Genomic DNA, 16,751 nt, shown 5'->3' on the forward strand with positions numbered 1-16,751 from the left:
GGCCACGGCCGCGCTGGGTGTTGCCGTGTTCGCGCTCGCACCCGTCGCGCACCTGGTGATGCGCGCGTTCGCGGACGGACCCGAACGGGTCGTCTCGCTCGTGTTCCGTCCACGCACTCTCGAACTGGTGTGGCGCAGCGGCGCGCTCGCCGTGACGGTCACGGTGGCATGCCTGATCCTGGGGCTCGCCGCCGCATGGTTGACGACCCGCACGGATCTCCCCGGCCGTCGCTGGTTCGCGTTGGCCCTGAGTCTGCCCTTGGCGATCCCCTCGTACGTGTCGGGCTTCGTCTGGATCGCCCAGTTCCCCGCGCTCGAAGGTTTCGTCGGTGCTGCCCTCGTCCTGACCTGCGCGTCCTTTCCTTACGTCTATCTGCCTGTGGCGGCGGCACTCGCCTCGGCCGACCCGGGGCTCGAGGAAGTGGCCCGCACTCTCGGCCGGTCCCGGCTGACCGCCATCCTCACCGTCACCTTGCGGCAGGTGTGGCCGACCGCGGCGGCGGGCGGACTGCTCGTCGCGCTCTACACGCTCAGCGACTTCGGCGCCATCGCATTGATGCGCTACGAAGCGTTCACCCTGGCGATCTACGGAAGCTATCGGGGACTTCTCGATCGCACGCCCGCCGCTGTCTTCGGCATCGTGCTGGTCGCGATCGCCGTGGTGCTGACCGTCGCCGAACGGAGAGCGCGCCGCGGCGCCACCGCGCGGATCGGATCCGGTACCGCGCGCACGGCCGAACCCGTGATGCTCGGCTCACGGCGATGGCCGGCGATCGGCTTCCTCACCGCTCTGCTCGTCGTGAGCGTGGGAGTTCCGGTCGCGGGCCTGGCCCGCTGGTTGTGGAGGTCACAGCAGATCGCGGTCGACTGGTCCGGTATCTGGACCGCCACCACCTACACTCTGTGGGTGTCCGCGCTCGGTGCGTTGCTGACCACGGTGCTCGCACTTCCGGTGGGCATCTACGCCGCACGGTCGCACTCCCGATTGTCCCGCTTCACCGAGAGCGCCGCCTACATCGGCTTCGCGCTGCCCGGCATCACCGTCGGTCTGGCGCTCGTGTTCTTCGGCATCCGACTGCTCCCGCAGTGGTACCAGCAGACCCCGATGCTGGTGATCGCCTACGCGGTCCTGTTCCTCCCTCTCGCGGTGGGGTCGATCCATGCGGCGGTCGCCGCGATCCCCCGGGGTCTCGAAGATGCGTCCGCAACTCTCGGTTCCGGAAGATTGCTCACCGGACTGCGGGTGACGATCCCGATCGCCGCACCCGGCGTGGTCGCCGGTGCGGCATTGGCATTCCTGACCATCGCCAAGGAACTGCCTGCGACGCTGCTGCTCGTCCCCATCGGGCACGACACGCTCGCGACTGGGATGTGGCGACATACCGAAACCCTCGCGTACGGCTCGGCAGCACCCTATGCGGTGATCCTCGTCCTCATCGCGGCACTGCCGTCGCTCGTGCTGGGACGTCTGTTGCGCGGCCGGGTCGGCGCGGAAAGTGGAGGCGAAGAGTGACCGGTCTGACCATCGAGAATGTATCCGCGCGATACGGCGCCGCCGAAGTCGTCACCGATGTGACCCTCGACGTGCCGCGCGGCGACCTGCTCGCCGTCCTCGGACCGTCGGGTGGCGGCAAGACCACGCTGTTGCGAGTGGCGGCTGGGCTGCATCCCGCAGCGTCGGGACGGATCTCCGTAGACGACGTGACCGTGACCGACGTGCCACCCGAACGTCGCGGGGTGGGCCTCGTGCCGCAGGAAGGCGCGTTGTTCCCGCATCTGAACGTGGCGCGCAACATCGGCTACGGTCTGGGGCGAGCGAACCGGCCGTGGCGCGGAGGTGCGCGGGAGGAACATCGACGCCGGGTCGAGGAGCTACTGGATCTCGTCGGTCTTCCGCGAGTCGGGCACCGTAAGCCGAGCGCGCTCTCCGGCGGGCAACAGCAGCGGATCGCTCTGGCTCGTGCACTGGCACCGCGACCGTCCGTGGTCCTGCTCGACGAGCCGTTCAGCGCGCTCGACGCCGGTCTGCGCGCGAGTCTGCGCGCGGATGTCCGTACGCTGCTGCGCGAACAGTCGGTCGCGGCGGTGCTCGTGACCCACGACCAGACGGAGGCCTTGGCCATGGCCGACAGGCTGGCGGTGATGCTCGACGGCCGGATCGCCCAGGTGGGCTCGCCCGAGGAGGTCTACGGGAGGCCGGCATCCGTCGCGGTGGGCGAGTTCGTGGGGGAGGCGATCGTACTCGAGGCCGAGGCGTTCGGCGACTGCGCGCAGACCCCGCTCGGGAAGGTTCAGCTCGTCTCACCCGGACACGGCGTGGGTCGCGTCCTGCTGCGACCGGAACAGATCGAAGTCGGGGCAGCGCCGACGAAGTGCCCTGCTGCCGGATCGTTCACTGTGCGCGACACGGCATTCGGCGGCGCACACAGCGAAGTGCGGGTCGAGGGGATGGGAATCGCCGTCCGTGCCCTGTGCACCACCCTGCACGGTCTGCAGGCGGGCGACCCGGTGACGGTGAGCGTCCGGCGACCGGTGCCCTTCTATCCCGGAGGGTAGGAAGGCCGGCGTCTAGAAGCCGTCGGGACGCCCCGGACCCACATTGCGACTGTTGCGGGTACGCAGATCCCGAACGTATTCGGCGGGGGCCCCGGCGATCTCGGCCGCGTCGGCCATCACGCCCAGATAGCGTGCCGACGGCAGGCCGCCCTCGTATCCGTCGACGACGTACAGCCACGCGAGGACCGGACCGTCGGCCGTGTCGACGCGCACGCGGATCTTGCGGTGGAAACCGAGTTCGGCTCCCTCCCAGCGGTCGAGGCTGCGTTCGTCGTCCTCCGGCACGTCGTAGAGCACGACGAACACCTTCGCGTCCGAATCCTCGACGACCGTCGCGAGGGCGCCCTCCCAGCCGATGTCGGCGCCGGCGAAGGTCAGTCGCCAACCGTGCAACCACCCGGTTCCCGCCATCGGCGAATGCGGGCAGCGCGTCAGCATCTGCTCCGGATGCATGTTGGACCCGTAGGCGGCGTAGATCGGCACGAGGATAAGGCTAACCCGTCGTCCACCGGAGTCGTCGGAGGGGCGGCGCAGGGACGGACGAGGAGTTATCGGGGGCCGTTGCGTGCCGGGTCCACCGGTCCCTGTGCGCGAGGTGGGGGCATTGGCATAGCGTTGAGACCACGTGTGTGCCCACCAGGCGCTCACGTGCAGCCCGACCCGGCACCCTTCGGAATCGATACAGAGGAGAACAATGACCCGGATCGTCATCATCGGCGGCGGCCCCGCAGGATACGAGGCGGCGCTGGTGGCATCCCAGTACGGCGCGACGGTGTCACTGATCGATTCGGACGGGATCGGTGGCGCCTGCGTGCTCTTCGACTGCGTCCCCTCCAAGACCTTCATCGCCTCGACCGGCGTGCGCACCGACATGCGCCGCGCCGCCGACCTGGGCATCGAACTCGACCGTGCCGAGGTGTCGTTGCCGCAGGTGCACGGCCGTGTGAAGAGCCTCGCCCGCGCGCAGTCCTCCGACATCCGCACCAAGCTCGAGGCCGCCGGGGTGAAGTTGTTCTCCGGTTACGGCGAACTCGTCGACGCGCAGCCCGGCATGGCCGCCCATCAGGTGCGCGCCAAGCTGCTGACCGGCGAGGAAAAGGTGCTCGACGCCGACGTCGTGCTGATCGCCACCGGCGCGAGCCCGCGTGTTCTGCCGGGCGCGGAGCCGGACGGTGAGCGGATCCTCACCTGGCGTCAGCTCTACGACCTCGAGAAGCTTCCCGAGCACCTCGTCGTCGTCGGTTCGGGTGTCACCGGCGCCGAGTTCGTCTCCGCTTACACCGAGGTCGGCGTGCAGGTCACCGTCGTGTCGAGCCGCGACCGGATCCTGCCGCACGAGGACGAGGACGCGGCTCTCGTGCTCGAGGACGTCCTCACCGAGCGCGGTGTGACCCTCGTCAAGCACGCCCGCGCCGACCGGGTCGAACGCACCGAGGACGGCGTCCGCGTGCTCCTCGCCGACGGCCGCATCGTCGAGGGCAGCCATGTGCTGATGACCGTCGGCTCGGTGCCCAACACCCGGGATCTCGGTCTCGACAGGGTCGGGCTCGAACTCGACCGGGGCGGTTACCTTCCCGTCGACCGCGTCTCCCGTACCGCCGTCCCCGGCATCTACGCCGCGGGCGACTGCACCGGACTGCTGCCGCTCGCGTCGGTCGCGGCCATGCAGGGCCGCATCGCGATCTACCACGCGCTCGGCGAAGGCGTGAGCCCCATCAAGCTGAAAACCGTTGCGGCCGCAGTGTTCACGCGTCCCGAGATCGCCGCCGTCGGTGTCAGTCAGGCGACGATCGACAAGGGCGAGGTGCCCGCCCGCACAGTCATGCTCCCGCTCAACACCAACCCGCGCGCCAAGATGTCCGGCCTGCGGCGCGGTTTCGTGAAGATCTTCTGCCGCCCCGCGACCGGTGTGGTCATCGGCGGTGTGGTCGTCGCCCCGACCGCGTCCGAGCTCATCCTTCCCATAGCGTTGGCGGTGCAGAACAACCTGTCGGTCAACGACCTCGCGCAGACCTTCTCGGTCTACCCGTCGCTGAGCGGATCGGTCACCGAGGCCGCCCGCCAGCTGATGCGCCACGACGATCTGGACTAGGCACCGGACGGGGCGGGATTCGCGGCGATCCCGCCCTGCTCATGCCCAGTCGTAGGTGCGTTCGACCGCCTTGTTCCATTCGCCGAACAGGCGCTCGCGTTCGTCGACCGGCATCGCCGGCTCCCACGTGCGGTCCGCGGTCCAGTTGCGGCGGATGTCCTCCTCGTCCTCCCAGAAGCCGACGGCGAGACCGGCCGCGTAGGCGGCGCCGAGTGCGGTGGTCTCGGAAACGGTGGGTCGTACCACCGGCACACCGAGGATGTCGGACTGGAATTGCATGAGCAGATCGTTGGCGACCATGCCGCCGTCGACCTTGAGGGTGCGCAGGTCGACCCCGGAGTCGGCGTTCATCGCCTCGATGACCTCCCGCGTCTGGTAGGCCGTCGCCTCGAGCGCCGCCCGCGCGAGGTGGCCCTTCTCGACGAAGCGCGTCAGGCCGGCGATGACGCCGCGGGCGTCGGGTCGCCAGCGCGGCGCGAACAATCCCGAGAAGGCCGGCACGAAATACGCCCCGCCGTTGTCGGGGACGCTCGTGGCGAGCGCTTCGATCTCGTCGGCGGACCGGATCAACCCGAGATTGTCGCGCAGCCACTGCACGAGCGAACCGGTCACGGCCACCGAACCTTCGAGGGCGTAGACCGCGGGGGCGTCACCTATGCGATAACAGACGGTGGTGATCAAGCCGTGCTCGCTGCGCACCGGGGTCGTGCCGGTGTTGAGCAGCAGGAAGTTGCCGGTGCCGTAGGTGTTCTTCGCCTCGCCGGGGGACAGGCAGCCCTGGCCGAAGGTCGCGGCCTGCTGGTCACCGAGGATGCCGGCGACCGGGACCCCGGCGAGCGGTCCGCGCTCGCGGGCGTGCCCGTACACCTCCGACGAACTGCGGATCTCCGGCAGCATCGACTCCGGGATGCCGAGTTCGGCACAGATCGCCGGATCCCACTGCTGTGTCCCGAGATTCATCAGCAGCGTCCGGGAGGCGTTGGTCACATCGGTGATGTGCAGTCCGGGGGGCTGACCCTCCTCGCCGACACCACCGGTGAGATTCCACAGGATCCAGCTGTCGATGGTGCCGAACGCGAGGTCGCCGGCCTCGGCGCGCTCTCGGGCACCGTCGACGTTGTCGAGGATCCACCGCACCTTCGGTCCGGCGAAATAGGTCGACAGCGGTAGTCCGGTGATCTCGCGGTAGCGGTCGGGCCCGGCGTCGCCGGCAAGCTCCTCGACGAGCCTGTCGGTGCGGGTGTCCTGCCAGACGATCGCGTTGTACACCGGTTTTCCGGTGGTGCGGTCCCACACCACCGTGGTCTCGCGCTGGTTCGTCAGGCCGATCGCCGCGACGTCGTTGCGTCGCAGATCCGCTTTGGCGAGTGCTGCGGCGCCCACTTCACGGGTGTTGAGCCACAGCTCTTCCGGGTCGTGTTCGACCCATCCCGACCGCGGGAGGAACTGGCGGTGTTCCTTCTGCGCGAGCGAGACGATGCGCCCGTCGTGGTCGAAGATGATGCACCGGCTGGACGTGGTGCCCTGGTCGATCGCCGCGATGAACTGGTTCACAGGTGATCCTCGGGTGAAGGGGACGGCTCGGTTCGGCAACGCTTCCGCTGCGCGCTGCGGGTCCGAAGCTACTACCCTTGATCGGGATACGTCGACGACTCACGGGAGCAGGTGCGGTGACCAACCAATCGGGTGTGCAACTCCTCGGACCGCAACAGCGCGCCGACGCCTGGCGTCGTCTCGCCACCGAACAGTTCGACGTCGTCGTCATCGGCGGTGGTGTCGTCGGGGCGGGAGCAGCGCTCGACGCCGCAACCCGGGGCCTGCGAGTCGCTCTCGTCGAGGCCCGCGACTTCGCGTCCGGCACGTCGAGCCGGTCGTCGAAGATGTTCCACGGCGGCCTGCGCTATCTCGAACAGCTCGAATTCGGTCTGGTGCGAGAAGCCTTGCGTGAGCGCGAACTCGCATTGACGACCCTGGCCCCGCACCTGGTCAGGCCGTTGAAGTTCCTCTTCCCGCTCACCCATCGGGTGTGGGAGCGGCCCTACGTCGCGGCGGGTATCTTCCTCTACGACCGTCTCGGCGGCGCGAAGTCCGTTCCGGCGCAGAAGCACCTGACCCGCTCGGGCGCCCTGCGGATGGTTCCCGGTCTCAAGCGCAATTCGCTCGTCGGCGGAATCCGCTACTACGACACGGTCGTCGACGACGCCCGGCACACCATGACCGTCGCGCGGACGGCCGCGCACTACGGTGCGGTGGTGCGTACGTCGACGCAGGTCGTCGGTTTCCTGCGCGAGGCCGACCGCGTGTCGGGTGTGCGGGTGCGCGACAGCGAGGACGGTTCGGTCACCGAGGTGCGGGCGCACGCGGTGATCAACGCGACCGGTGTGTGGACCGACGAGATCCAGTCGTTGTCGCGGCAGCGCGGCCGATTCCGGGTCCGCGCGTCGAAGGGCGTGCACATCGTCGTGCCCCGCGACCGGATCGTCAGCGATTCGGCGATCATCCTGCGTACCGAGAAGTCGGTGCTGTTCGTCATCCCGTGGGGCAACCACTGGATCATCGGCACCACCGACACCGACTGGAATCTCGACCTGGCGCACCCGGCAGCGACGAAGGCCGACATCGACTACATCCTCGACCACGTCAACCGCGTACTCGTCGTCCCGCTCACCCACGACGACATCGACGGTGTCTACGCTGGTCTGCGCCCGCTGCTGGCGGGGGAGAGCGACGAGACGTCCAAGCTCTCGCGTGAACACGCCGTCGCGCGGGTGGCGCCGGGGCTCGTGGCGATCGCCGGTGGCAAGTACACGACCTACCGCGTCATGGCCGAGGACGCCGTCGATCTCGCGGCCGAGGACATCCCGGCCCGGATCGCGTCGTCGATCACCGAGAAGGTGCCCCTCGTCGGGGCCGACGGGTACTTCGCGCTGGTCAACCAGACCATGCATCTCGCCGAGCAGTACGGTCTGCATCCCTACCGCGTCAAGCATCTGCTCGACCGCTACGGCTCCCTCGTCGAGGACGTGCTGAGCCTCGCGAAGGGCCGGCCCGAGTTGCTCGAACCGCTGACCGATGCCCCCCAGTACCTGCAGGTCGAGATGGTCTACGGCGCTGCGGCCGAAGGAGCCCTACATCTCGAGGACCTCCTGGCGCGCCGGACCCGGATCTCGATCGAATACCCGCACCGCGGGCTGCACTGTGCGGAGCAGACGGCCCGGCTGGTCGCTCCGGTCCTCGGCTGGGACGACGCGACGATCGACCGGGAGGTCGCGACCTACCGGGCGCGCGTCGAGGCGGAGATCGAGTCGCAGAACCGACCCGACGACGAATCCGCGGACGCGCTCCGGGCAGCGGCCCCGGAGGCCCGGCCGGAGATCCTCGAACCGGTGCCCATCACGTAGCCGCGGGCGGTTCGTGACGGGTGTCGGTGCGGTGAGCACCGCCTTCTCGGCGGTCGGTGCGTGACACCGCCTTCGCGGCGGTCGGTGCGTGACACCGCCTTCGCGGCGGTCAGTGCGTGAGCACGACCTTCACGACGACCACGACCGTTGCGATCAGAGCCACCCCCACCGCGGCCGCCACGGTCCGGTGGGTCGGGCTGCGATTCTGTAACCGGCGCACGACGAATACGGTCGAGCCGATACGGATCAGCACGGCGACCTCGGCGAGGATGTGGGCCGTCCGGGGCTCGAGCCAGCCGACCCAGGCCGTGGCGAGCACGAGACAGGGCAATACCGCCGACGACAGGATGGGAACGGAGTCGCGGAGTTCCTCGATGCGTTCGCTGCGCGTGAGTTGAGCACCCGAACGAACGGACTGAGCGACCGACTCCGCGAAGACATGGGCGATGAACGTCGAGAGTGCGGTGCCGATCACGATCGCGATCCCGATGTACTCGGGCGAGGTCGTGATGGGGACGAGCGCGGCCAGCACCAGGATGTTGCCGTAGACGTAGGCGCTGATGCGGGAGGCCGCCGACTCCGGGGACAGAGGGCGGCGCCGTCCGGACGACAGGTACGAGGGCGTGGACACCTCGCTAGCGTGACACAGAACGCCCTCGTCGACGCCGCTACCGGAAGGGTGCGTCAGGGTGAAACAGAAGTGGGACGGTGGCGATCCGTCACCTTCGGGCTGAGCGCCCGACGGCGCGGCAGCGAACGTCAGGGCCGTGTGCCGGGCCGCCGAACTCACCGAACGGTACTTCTACGAGAGCTTCACCGACCGCGACACCTTCGTCCGCGAGGTCTACGCCCGCGTCGCCGACCGCGCCCGCGACGCGCTGACCGAGGCGGTACTGTCCGCCCCCACCCTCGGCCGGGCCGAGGCCGCGGTGCGGGCGTTCGTCGAGCTCATGGTCGACGACCCCGCGAAGGGACGCGTGCTCCTCCTCGCCCCGCTGCGCGAACCCACAATCAGTCGGCGCGGTATCGAACTCGCCCCGGCCTTCGTCGCGCTGGTCCGCGACCAACTACCCCCGGGCGGCGACGAGGGACAGCGCCACATGGTGGCCGTGGGTGCCGTCGGCGCCCTCACCAGCCTGTTCATGAGGTACCTCGAAGGCGACCTCGCCGTGTCGCGAGACACCCTCGTCCGGCACTGCGTCGCGCTCGTCGAGGACGCCGGCAGGGCGGCGTGTCTGCAGGGCGATCAGGGCGGGGATCCTTCCGGGCGCGGCTGACATCGCGGGCACCGGTAGACCACCCGCTCGGGATCGGTCGCGGTGCCGATCTCGCCGAACCGGATCGGGGTATGGCAGCGTCTGCACGGCTTCCCGCGACGCCCGTAGACCCACAGATTGCGGCCCGGACGACGGTCGCCGGTGGTGATACGGGTCGTCCGGTCGCGGTTCGCGACCAGCAACCGATGCGTGAGGTCGACCCACGCAGCGGGATCCCCGGCCTGCGCGACCGGGGTCCACGGATCGACGCCCCGCAGGAAGCACAACTCGGAGCGGTACACGTTCCCGACGCCGGCCATGATGCGCTGATCGAGCAGGGCCACCCCGATCGGACGGTCCGGGTCGCGCACGAGATTCGCCGCCGCACGCTCGGGATCCCAATCGGGACCGAGCAGATCCGGCCCGAGATGGCCCACGGCGTCGTCCTCCCGGTCACGGGCGAGCACCTCGACGATGCCGAGTTCGAAACCCACCGCCTGCACGTCCTCGGTGCCGAGCACGATGCGCGCCTTGTATCCGGGCTTGCGCCACCGTGTTCCGCGCGGATAGACGTGCCATTCGCCTTCCATCTTCAGGTGCGAATGGATCGAGACGTCGGCGACGCGGACGAGTAGGTGCTTGCCCCGCGAGACCACTTCGTCGACCGTGCACCCGGTGAAATCGGCCGTGGCGAAACGCGGAACGCGGAAGTCCGTCTCTGTGAGCACCTTTCCCTCCAGTGCCGTTCGGAGGCGGTTCGCGGCGCGGAACACGGTGTCTCCCTCGGGCACGTCAGAACCTCAGCCGGTAGCCGCGCGGGGTCGCCGAGAATCCCGCTTCGGCAAGATATCCGGCGAACTCGTGCCCATGGATCGTCTCACCGTCGACCTTCTCGACGACGATCTTGTCGACACCACCGCGTTTGACGCTCGCAGCGAGCGACGCGCATGCGCTGCGCAACCGGCCCGGATCGTCGTCGAAGGTGAGCACCGTGCGTCCGCCGCGTTCGACGAACAGCACGAGCGCCCCGTCGACGAGCACCACGAGTCCACCGGCCTTGCGGCCCGGCCGGTGCCGCGGCGCGTCGTCGTCGGCCGACGACTTCGGCCACGGCAGTGCCGCACCGTACGGGTTGGCCGGATCGCACGCCGCGAGGGTGACGGCCGCGGTCTCCGAGTGCCGGCCCTCGATCGAATCCGAGAACGACCGGAGACGGTCGACGACCGACGGTGTCGAGAACTGCGCTCCGCCCAGCGAATCGACGAAGTAACCGCGGCGGCACCGGCCCGTCTCCTCGAACCGGCTGAGCACCTTGTACATCGTCGCGAATCCGCCGGGCACACCCTCGCCGACGACGACACCGCGGGTGACCACGCCGTACCGCTCGAGCAGCAGTTCGGCGGTGGTGTGTGCGCGGACCGTCGCGTCGGTCTCGCGTTCGGGCAGCATCGACCAGCGCCCGCTCACGGTCGGTGGCCCGGTGCGGCTCGGCAGCGTGGGCCGGGCCCGGTACATCCGGGCGCGCGGCGCCCGGCGCGGGGTGCGGTGGGCGGGCTTGGCACGGGAGGTGTCGCCGATCAGGGCGCGCAGCGGGGCGAGGGTGTCGCCCGCGATATGCCCGCTCCACACCACCTCCCACAGGGCGTCGGCGACCGTCGTGTCACTCGCCGTGGTGTGGAGGACGGTGACGGCGTCGACGAGTTGCCGGAAGAAGTACGCGCCGCCGCCCGAGAGCGACTCGAGGATCGCCCGGTGCACCGGCCCCAGCTCGATGTTGTCGACCGGAGCGAGGCTCGCCGGGGCCAGATCGGCCGGATGCAGTGCCACCCAGCCGTCCTTCCCGGAGATGGACCCGGCACCCGACCACAGGACCTCACCGGTCGTGGTGAGTTCGTCGAGCATCGTCGGGGTGTAGTCGCGCACGCGGGGAGCGAGGATCAGCGGTTCGAGGGCGCTCGCGGGCACCGGTACCCCGGCGAGTTGTTCGACGACGGTGAGGACACCGTCGATGCCGTAGAGCGCACTCGTGCCCGGGCCGGTGCCGAGGTGGTGCCAGTCGGGCAGGAATCGTCCGAGGGTCGTGGTGCTGACGGGTTCGACGTCCTGCCGGGCGGCGGCGAGCGACCGGCGCCGCAGCCTTCGGAGCACCTCCGTGTCGCACCATTCCGATCCGCTCGCACCCGGGCGGAATTCGCCTGCCGTGACGCGCTTCTCGGACGCGAGCCGGCCGAGGACGGATTCGACGACCGCCGTGCCCAGTCCGAACCGGGCGGCGGCCTGCGCGGTGGTGAACGGGCCGTGGGTGCGGGCGTGCCGGGCGATCAGATCGCCGAGCGGGTCGGGGACCGGTTCGACGAACACCGTCGGGACCCCGATCGGCAGGGGCACGCCCAGTGCGTCGCGCAGACGTGAGGCGTCCTCGATCGCCGCCCATCGGTGCTCACCCGCGTACGAGACACGCAACGCGCGGCGTTGCGCTTCGAGATCCTCGATCCAGGACGTCGGGTCGTCGGTGGTGCGCTCGCGCAGCTCGGCCTCGGTGAGCGGACCGAGCAGACGCAGCAGATCGGCGACGCCCTCGGCGTCGCGTGCGCGTCGCTGCGGGGTCAGGCGTTGCAGTTCGTGCTCGGCCTCGGTGATGACGTCGGCGTCGAGCAGTTCGCGCAGCTCGACCCGGCCGAGAAGTTCGGCGAGCAGCGTCGAGTCGAGCGACAGTGCCGCGGCCCGACGTTCGGCGAGCGGGCTGTCGCCCTCGTACAGGAACTCACCCACATAGGAGAACAGCAGCGACGTCGCGAACGGTGAGGCCGTGGGAGTCTCGACCTCCACCAGCCGGATCTTGCGCTGGGCGATGCTGCCGAGCAGGTCGCGCAGAGCAGGCAGGTCGTAGACGTCCTGCAGGCACTCGCGCACCGTCTCGAGCAGGATCGGGAAGTCGGGAAAGCGGCGAGCGACGTCGAGCAGTTGCGCCGATCGTTGGCGCTGCTGCCACAGCGGGGCGCGCTTGCCCGGGTTGCGGCGGGGCAGGAGCAGGGCCCGCGCCGCGCACTCCCGGAAGCGGGACGCGAACAACGCGGAGCCGCCGACCTGTTCGGTGACGATGTCGTCGATCTCCTCGGTGTCGAAGACGAAGATCTCCGAGCCGGGCGGGGCGTCGTCGGTGTCGGGCAGTCGGACGATGATGCCGTCGTCGGACGGGGTGGGGTGCGATTCGATGCCGTAGCGTTCGAGCAGCCGCGCGCCCACCGAGAGCGCCCACGGCGCGTGCACTCGCAACCCGAACGGAGAGTGCAGCACCAGCCGCCAGTCGCCGAGTTCGTCGCGGAACCGTTCGACGACGAGTGTTCGGTCGGTGGGCAGGTGACCGGTGGCGGTGCGCTGCTCGTCGAGCAGACGGATGAGATTTCCGGTGGCGTAGTCGTCGAGACCACCTTTGCGGCAGCGGGTCTCGGCGTCCTCCGGCGAGGCGTGGCCCATCTCGCGCAGGAATGCGCCGAGCGCGGCACCGAGTTCGGCGGGTCGACCCTGACTGTCGCCGTGCCAGAAGGGCAACCGGCCGGGCCGGCCGTAGGCGGGGGAGACCAGCACCCGGTCGAAGGTGATCTCCTCGATCCGCCAGCTGGTGGCACCGAGCGCGAAGACGTCACCCACTCGCGACTCGTAGACCATCTCCTCGTCGAGTTCGCCCACCCGCGTGTTCTTCTCGCCGACCATGTACACGGTGAACAGGCCGCGGTCGGGGATCGTGCCGCCGGAGGTGACGGCGAGCCGTTGGGCGCCGGGCCTGCCGATGAGGGTGCCGGCCGTGCGGTCCCATACCACCCGGGGACGGAGCTCGGCGAACTCGTCGGACGGATAGCGGCCGGCGAGCAGGTCGAGGACGGATTCGTAGACGCCGCGGGAGAGCGTCGCGAACGATCCGCTGCGCCGCACCGTGTCGAACCAGTCGTCGACGTCGACGGGTTCGAGGGCCGTGGCCGCGACCGTCTGCTGGGCGAGCACGTCCAGTGGATTCGCCGGGACCTGCAGCGCCTCGATGTGTCCCTCGACCATCCGCTCGACGGTCACCGCGCAGTGCACGAGATCGGTGCGGTGCTTGGGGAACAGCACGCCGCGTGAGGTCTCGCCCACTTGGTGCCCGGCGCGACCGACGCGCTGCAGACCGCTGGCCACCGAGGGCGGAGCCTCGACCTGGATCACGAGATCGACCGCACCCATGTCGATGCCGAGTTCGAGACTCGACGTCGCCACCACGCACCGCAACCGGCCCGACTTGAGATCGTCCTCGATCAGAGCGCGCTGGTCCTTGCTCACCGACCCGTGGTGGGCGCGGGCGAGCACGGGTGCAGCGCCGGCGGTGGTCTCGGTGGGCGATCCGAGCTGCGAAGGCGGTGCGCCCTCGCGGTCCACCTGCTCGCCGAGGCGTTCGGCCTGGATCTCGTTGAGCCGGGCGGTGAGACGTTCGGACAGTCGCCGGGAATTGGCGAACACGATCGTCGACCGGTGCTCGGTGATGAGATCGACGATCTGCTCCTCGACGTGCGGCCAGATCGACCCGGCCTGCGGTGTGGGTGAGAACGATTCCTCGTCGGGCTCGGAAACCCCGAGTTCGGTCATGTCCTCGACCGGTACGCGCACCGCGAGATCCCACGTCTTCGCCGAGGGCGGCGCGACGATCCGGATGGGGGCGGAACCGGCGAGGAACCGGCCGACCTCCTCGTGCGGTCGCACGGTGGCCGACAACCCGATGCGTTGGGCCGGCGCGCGCAGGAGCTGGTCGAGACGCTCGAGCGACAGCGCGAGATGCGCCCCGCGTTTCGTCCCCGCCACCGCGTGGACCTCGTCGACGATCACCGTCTCGACACCGACGAGGTTCTCCCGCGCGGACGAGGTGAGCATGAGGAAGAGCGACTCGGGCGTCGTGATGAGGATGTCCGGTGGCGTGCGCGCCATGGCGCGACGATCGGCCTGGGAGGTGTCGCCGGAACGCACACCGACGGTGATGTCGGGTGGCGTCAGACCGAGCCGTTTCGCGGTCTGGGTGATGCCGACGAGCGGAGACCGCAGGTTGCGCTCGACGTCGACGGCGAGGGCCTTGAGCGGCGAGACGTACAGCACGCGGGTGCGGTGCTCGCGCGCGGCGTGCTCGTCGGCCGGGGTGGACGAGAGCCGGTCGAGCGACCACAGGAACGCCGACAGGGTCTTGCCCGAGCCGGTGGGGGCGACGACGAGCGTGTGGGCTCCCGAGGAGATCGAATCCCACGCGCCGAGCTGGGCCGGGGTCGGGGACTCGAACGCCCCGGCGAACCACGCCCGGGTCGGCGCGGAGAAACGATCGAGGATGTCGGTCACCATCCCATCGTCTACCCGCCGACCGACACACTCAGTCGCCGCACGTGAACCCAGTCAGTCGCCGCATGTGAACCCGCTCAGTCGTCGTACGCGAACCGGGCGATCTGCCGGCAGTGATCGTCGGCCCAGGAGTTGCGGGCGCCGCGCATCAGTTCCGTCACGAGCGCCCGCGCCGGGGCCCGCCACGGCAGCGCCTCGAACTGCTCCCGCGCGGCGGGTTCGTCGCTCCACACCACGGACACCACGGAGCCCTCGTCGATGAAGGAGAGGCCGGGGGAGTCCGCCGCGAGCTGCTCGCGGGTCGAACCCGACGCCTTCTCCAGCTCGGCCCCCGACACACGGACGTAGCCGGCGAGGCTCCGCTGCCCGTCGGAGAGGTCGAGGAACATCCCTGCGACCGCCATGTTGCCGGCGTGCACCGACACCAGCGGCTTCCGTGGGTCGTCCGGCTCGCCGGCGGGAAGACACACGACGGACCAGTACTCGCATTCGCTCATGCGGGCGTTGGGCACGATCGACGACACGACGTCGCGGAGCCAGGCCGTGACGGAGCCGAACTCGGGATACTGTTCGAGCTCGCGGTACTTGGTCTCGCGCAGCGGCAGGGCGGTCGTTGACGGGGGCACACGGGTGTTCACGCGACGATTATGACCGCAGCCGATGTGGTGTGGGTCATCAGATCACCACGCCGGGATTCAGGATCGCGTTCGGGTCGAGCGCGGCTTTGATCCGCTCGGTCAACGCCATCACGTCCGGTCCCACCTGATCGGGTAGCCAGGCCTTCTTGAGCCGGCCGACACCGTGTTCACCGGTGATGGTGCCGCCGAGTTCGATCGCGAGATCCATGATCTTCCCGAAGACCGTCTGCGCCCGCGCCGTCATGTCCTCGTCGGCGGGGTCGTAGACGATCAGCGGGTGGGTGTTGCCGTCCCCGGCGTGGGCGATCACGGCGACGGTGACGTCGTGTCGGGTTGCGAGATCGGCGATTCTGCTCACCAGTTCCGGCAGTGCGGGGATCGGCACCCCGACGTCCTCGAGCAACAGGCTGCCGGTGCGCTCGACGGCCGGGATCGCCATGCGGCGGGCGACGGTGAACGCCTCACCCTCCTCGGGGTCGTCGGTCGCGAAGACGTCGTCGGCGCCGGCCTCGCGGCAGGCCCGCACCATGATCTCGATCTCCTCCGCGGCCGCGTTGCCGGGTGCGTCGGAGCGTGCGATGAGCATGGCCTCGGCGGTGCGGTCGAGTCCCATGCGCAGCATGTCCTCCACCGCCCCGATCGACGCCCTGTCCATGAATTCGAGCATCGCCGGTCGCAGGACCGCGGTGATCGCGACGACCGCGTCGGCGGCGGCCTGCACGGTGGCGAAGGTCGCGACCATTGTGGACGCCGGTGGCGGCGGTGGGACGAGGCGCAAGGTCACCTCGGTGATGACCCCGAGAGTGCCCTCGCTGCCGACGAACAGCTTCGTCAGCGACAGGCCCGCGACGTCCTTGACCCGCGGACCGCCGAGCCGCACCGCGGTACCGTCGGCGAGGACCACCTCGAGTCCGAGCACGTAGTCGGTCGTCACCCCGTACTTCACGCAGCACAGCCCACCGGCATTGGTGGCCGCGTTGCCGCCGATCGTGCAGATCTCGAACGACGACGGATCGGGTGGATACCAGAGTCCGTGTTCGGCCGCGGCCTGCTTCACCTCGACGTTGAGCAGACCGGGCTGGACGACGGCGGTGCGGGTCGCGGTGTCGACGGTGATCGCCCGCATCTTCTCGGTGCTGAGCACGATCCCGTCGGCGAGCCCGCCGGACCCGCCGGACAGACTCGTGCCGGCACCGCGGGGCACTACCGGCACCCGGTGGGCGTTCGCCCACCGCAGTGTCGCCTGCACGTCCGCGGTGGATGTGGCCCGTACGAGCGCGAGGGGAACCGCGGCGTCCGGGTCCTGCGCCCGGTCCTGCCGGTAGCCGGCGAGGATGTCGGGATCGATGATCAGTGCGCCGGCGGGCAGCTGCCCGCGGAGTTCGTCGAGCAGGTTCCCCGGATACACGCCCCAGGTCTACCACAGGATGTGTCACAGGCCATAGATCCTCTGATT

11 protein-coding genes and 1 pseudogene are annotated in these 16,751 nt (G+C 69.7%); 5 read left to right on the forward strand and 7 right to left on the reverse strand.

Translation table 11 applies throughout. The features are described 5' to 3' along the window. The first annotated feature begins 25 nt into the window (after positions 1-25). Positions 26-1,513 carry an ABC transporter permease gene (locus tag ACQR3U_RS18305; protein WP_230811355.1) on the forward strand — a complete coding sequence of 496 codons (1,488 nt, stop codon included), beginning with the start codon at positions 26-28 and terminating at the stop codon, positions 1,511-1,513. Then, positions 1,510-2,556 (forward strand): ABC transporter ATP-binding protein, encoded by a 1,047-nt coding sequence (locus ACQR3U_RS18310; RefSeq protein WP_006550150.1) that lies wholly within the window; start codon positions 1,510-1,512, stop codon positions 2,554-2,556. The genes ACQR3U_RS18305 and ACQR3U_RS18310 overlap by 4 nt, the downstream gene beginning before the upstream one ends. 12 nt (positions 2,557-2,568) lie before the next feature. Here ACQR3U_RS18310 and ACQR3U_RS18315 read toward each other — a convergent pair whose 3' ends face one another. After that, on the reverse strand, positions 2,569-3,039 hold the full coding sequence (locus ACQR3U_RS18315; RefSeq protein ID WP_006550151.1) for a gamma-glutamylcyclotransferase: 471 nt from the start codon (positions 3,037-3,039) through the stop codon (positions 2,569-2,571). Positions 3,040-3,250: 211 nt separating this feature from the next. Between ACQR3U_RS18315 and ACQR3U_RS18320 the strand changes: the two genes are divergently transcribed. Next, positions 3,251-4,648 (forward strand): NAD(P)H-quinone dehydrogenase, encoded by a 1,398-nt coding sequence (locus ACQR3U_RS18320; RefSeq protein ID WP_019288536.1) that lies wholly within the window; start codon positions 3,251-3,253, stop codon positions 4,646-4,648. A 39-nt stretch (positions 4,649-4,687) separates the two neighbouring features. Here ACQR3U_RS18320 and glpK read toward each other — a convergent pair whose 3' ends face one another. After that, a complete protein-coding gene (gene glpK, locus ACQR3U_RS18325; protein ID WP_230811356.1) occupies positions 4,688-6,202 on the reverse strand; it encodes a glycerol kinase GlpK in 1,515 nt (504 codons plus the stop codon). Positions 6,203-6,318: 116 nt separating this feature from the next. Between glpK and glpD the strand changes: the two genes are divergently transcribed. After that, positions 6,319-8,049: a glycerol-3-phosphate dehydrogenase gene (gene glpD / locus ACQR3U_RS18330; RefSeq protein ID WP_019288535.1), complete on the forward strand. Its 1,731-nt coding sequence runs from the start codon at positions 6,319-6,321 to the stop codon at positions 8,047-8,049. A gap of 109 nt (positions 8,050-8,158) precedes the next feature. Here the strand turns inward: glpD and ACQR3U_RS18335 are convergent, their stop codons facing one another. Beyond that, positions 8,159-8,680: a hypothetical protein gene (locus tag ACQR3U_RS18335; protein WP_006550155.1), complete on the reverse strand. Its 522-nt coding sequence runs from the start codon at positions 8,678-8,680 to the stop codon at positions 8,159-8,161. Positions 8,681-8,783: 103 nt separating this feature from the next. Here ACQR3U_RS18335 and ACQR3U_RS18340 point away from each other — a divergent pair. Beyond that, a pseudogene (locus ACQR3U_RS18340) lies at positions 8,784-9,326 on the forward strand (TetR/AcrR family transcriptional regulator); the annotation flags it as partial. Here ACQR3U_RS18340 and ACQR3U_RS18345 read toward each other — a convergent pair. The 4 genes from ACQR3U_RS18345 to ACQR3U_RS18360 form a co-directional block, all read right to left on the reverse strand. Then, positions 9,296-10,096 carry a DNA-formamidopyrimidine glycosylase family protein gene (locus ACQR3U_RS18345; protein ID WP_230811357.1) on the reverse strand — a complete coding sequence of 267 codons (801 nt, stop codon included), beginning with the start codon at positions 10,094-10,096 and terminating at the stop codon, positions 9,296-9,298. The pseudogene ACQR3U_RS18340 and the gene ACQR3U_RS18345 overlap by 31 nt on opposite strands. 1 nt (position 10,097) lies before the next feature. Beyond that, on the reverse strand, positions 10,098-14,660 hold the full coding sequence (locus tag ACQR3U_RS18350) for an ATP-dependent helicase (protein ID WP_230811358.1): 4,563 nt from the start codon (positions 14,658-14,660) through the stop codon (positions 10,098-10,100). Positions 14,661-14,734: 74 nt separating this feature from the next. Continuing rightward, a complete protein-coding gene (locus ACQR3U_RS18355; protein ID WP_230811359.1) occupies positions 14,735-15,295 on the reverse strand; it encodes a hypothetical protein in 561 nt (186 codons plus the stop codon). Between the two features lie 37 nt (positions 15,296-15,332). Then, complete coding sequence (locus ACQR3U_RS18360; RefSeq protein WP_006550161.1) at positions 15,333-16,703, reverse strand: FAD-binding oxidoreductase; 1,371 nt, start codon at positions 16,701-16,703, stop codon at positions 15,333-15,335. Between the last annotated feature and the right edge of the window lie 48 nt (positions 16,704-16,751).

This window comes from Rhodococcus sp. IEGM1339 (assembly GCF_050321925.1).
In the GTDB taxonomy this organism is placed as follows: domain Bacteria; phylum Actinomycetota; class Actinomycetes; order Mycobacteriales; family Mycobacteriaceae; genus Rhodococcus; species Rhodococcus pyridinivorans.